Source organism: Flavobacterium sandaracinum (genome assembly GCF_004349135.1).
Taxonomy (GTDB): Bacteria; Bacteroidota; Bacteroidia; order Flavobacteriales; family Flavobacteriaceae; genus Flavobacterium; species Flavobacterium sandaracinum.
In genome coordinates this window covers 1-2,643 of sequence record NZ_SMFN01000048.1, presented here as the reverse complement: position 1 = coordinate 2,643, position 2,643 = coordinate 1, and the positions used below count along the sequence as shown (strand labels likewise).

Genomic DNA, 2,643 nt, shown 5'->3' with positions numbered 1-2,643 from the left:
TGCAAATTCCGGTTATATTGATCACCCCATTCCGTTTTAAAGTGAGCACCTGATTCCATTTCAAAATGACCACCTAATTCCGGAGCAAAATGACCACCTCCGTTTTGATTAAAAACTATATTTTTTCATCTGTTAATTAGTATTCAAATATAATAAAATATCACTCTTTGTTTATTCCTCTTTTCTTTCTCATGGATTCGCCATGTAATTCAAGCCTGTGAGATTGGTGTATAAGTCTGTCTAATATTGCATCGGCTATCGTTTTTTCTCCAATTATGTCATACCAGCCTTGGACTGGGATTTGTGATGTCACGATTATAGAGCCGTTATTATGCCTGTCCTCTATGATCTCCAAAAGAGTAATTCGGTTATGGCTGTCAAGTGCCTGGAGTCCAAAATCATCAAGTATGATAACATCCTGTCTTTGTATTTTGGTAAGTTCCCGCAGATAAGTGCCATCTGCTTTAGCCATTTTTAGTCTAGCAAACAATTTTGAGGTATTAAAATAACTTACCTTAAAACCCTGTATACAGGCTTGATAACCTAATGCGGTACCTAAATAACTTTTACCAACCCCGGTACTTCCAGTGATTAAGATGTTTTCGTTTTTCTCTATAAATTCGCATTCTGCCAGACGCAGTACCATGTTTCGGTCCAGGTTACGTGATACATCAAAATTGATACTTTCAATATTTGATTTGTAATGGAATTTGGCATTAGTGATACTTCGTTCAATACGACGATTGTACCTTTCATCCCATTCTGCATCAATAATCATCGATACAAACTGGTCAAGGGTATAATGATCTGTTTTTCCGCTTTCAATGGCTGTTTTAAAAGCATTAAACATGCCATAAAGCTTCATTTGTTTCATTTTGGTTACTGTGGATTCATTCATTTTTTCAAGATTTAATTTAGTTATAATAATGTTTTCCTCTTATGTTACTGTGATCGGGAAGTTCTTGCTCAGGCTCTTGATCAAAATCAATATGATCCAAGTTGTTTTCTAAAATATTTTGTATGGTCTTAAAATTGTAAATTTTAAAATCAAGTGCCCGCCTGCAGGCATTTATTAATCGCTGTCTGCCTACCTTTTTTTCAAAATTCAGTATTCCTAAACAGCTTTTATAAGCCTGTTCCGGATGATTTCTGCTTTCGATTATCTGCATTATATATTCTCCTACTGACTCATCAATATTATTAGCCCATTCAATGAAGCGGGCAGCACTCCATTGGGCTACAAATTGATGTGTACTGGCTAAATGCTCAGGAGTTGTTGTATAGACATAAGGTTTGTAGTTTCTTGGATGTACAGCTATTCGATTGTATTTATAATAAATCTCTACTGTTGATTTGGTATATAACAGCTTGGCTTTCTTCTTTACATATTGATACGGAACGCTGTAATAGTTTTTGTCCTGGCTTAATTGAACATGACCGTTTTGCATTACTGTTGCAAAAGACTGGTATTTAATTTCAAAACGATCTTGTGGGAGTGGACGCAGTTTTTCTTTTTCGTCTTCTAAAAATAATTCAAAGCGGGAATAAGGGCGTCCTGTTAGTTTTCTGTTATTGTGAGAGTCAAGTAAATCCCAGATCTGCTGGTTTAATTCTTCCAGAGAAAAGAACTTAGTTTCTTTTATGGTTACATAAATCCTTCGATATAATATCTTAACAGCTCCTTCAACTAATGATTTGTCTCTGGGTCTGTAAGCTCTGGCAGGTAAAATTGTGGTTTCGTAATGTTCTGCTAAATCAGCAAGGGTTTCATTGATTGTCGGTTCAAAACGACTGCTTTTTATTACTGCAGATTTTAAATTATCCGGAACAATGGCGGCAGGAGTGCCTTCAAAAAAGCGCATGGCATTCTCTACCGAGTCAACAAAGTTTTCCTTTTGCTGGCTCATGGAAGCTTCAGCATACGTGTATTGGCTAGCGCCCAATATTGCTACAAAAAATTGTACTTCTTTGACTTCTCCAGTATCTATATCAATAATTGAGAGTGTCTTTCCAGCATAATCGACATACATTTTATCACCAGCCTTATGGTTCATATGCATGACCGGATTAACTCGTTTGCCCCATATATTGTAATGATAATGAAATTGTGAAGTTCGATAACCATCCGGATTTACAGCGATATATTGTTCCCACATATGCTGTACGGTAACGCCAACTTTTTTTAGTTCACGTTCCATTTTAGGAAAAAAATCATAAAGTGTCTGTAATCTCGGGCTAATGGCCTCTACACTAGTCTGGGAGAATAAAAGTTCCAGCTCTGCATCGGTTTTTTGGTCGATTAATTCAAAGCTTAATCCGAGAACTTCGAATAAAGAAATATATTTCTTTACCGTATTTCTTGAAAGGGATAAGTAGCTACTTATAAATAACTTACTCTTTCCATTACAATAGAATTTAATTACTTTTCTAATTTTACTCATGTCTGTTATTTTGTTTGCCATAATCCGTATATTTTTAACGAATGTATGGTTCTAACAACATGAAAAAATCAATAGTTTTTAATCGTTAATTAACCACAAAACCTGGTGGTCAATTTGCTCCGGAATTAGGTGGTCAGTTTGCTCCGGAACGGGTGGTCAATTTACTCCGGAATTAGGTGGTCAAATTCACCGGTTTTTCCAG

The 2,643-nt window shown here is 35.8% G+C and carries 2 protein-coding genes; both read right to left on the bottom strand.

Annotated features, from left to right (window positions below):
* Nucleotides 1-160 precede the first annotated feature (160 nt).
* Nucleotides 161-898 (bottom strand): IS21-like element helper ATPase IstB, encoded by a 738-nt coding sequence (istB, locus tag E0F91_RS17475; protein WP_056251131.1) that lies wholly within the window; start codon nucleotides 896-898, stop codon nucleotides 161-163.
* 16 nt (nucleotides 899-914) lie between these two features.
* Nucleotides 915-2,462, bottom strand: coding sequence for an IS21 family transposase (gene istA / locus E0F91_RS17470; RefSeq protein WP_127340990.1), 1,548 nt, complete (start codon nucleotides 2,460-2,462; stop codon nucleotides 915-917).
* Between the last annotated feature and the right edge of the window lie 181 nt (nucleotides 2,463-2,643).